Annotated in this window: 1 pseudogene; it reads left to right on the top strand. The window is 62.1% G+C overall.

Annotation, left to right across the window (positions count from 1 at the left end):
- Positions 1 to 264, top strand: a pseudogene (locus WDW90_RS39850) (MBL fold metallo-hydrolase); the annotation flags it as partial.

Here is a 264-nt window from a genome sequence, read left to right as displayed (position 1 = left end):
GGCCGCAACTGCAGTGTCCGATTTATGCGACGCAATTCAGCGCGGCCTTGTTCGAGGCGAAGTGCGCTGCTGAGCGCAATCCGCCGAAAATTCCGGTGACGATTGTGCCGTCCGGCGGCCGGGTGGACATTGGTCCGTTCAACGTCGAATTCGTCCCCGTCGCGCACTCCATTCCGGAGTCGCATGCGCTTGCGATCCGCACCCCGGTCGGAACGTTGCTTCACACCGGCGACTGGAAAATCGATCCGACGCCGATCATCGGCA

The organism is Methylobacterium nigriterrae, from assembly GCF_037106235.1.
Lineage (GTDB): Bacteria > Pseudomonadota > Alphaproteobacteria > Rhizobiales > Beijerinckiaceae > Methylobacterium > Methylobacterium nigriterrae.
Note: the sequence above shows the minus strand (reverse complement) of the source record. Positions and strands in the feature narration are given on the sequence as shown.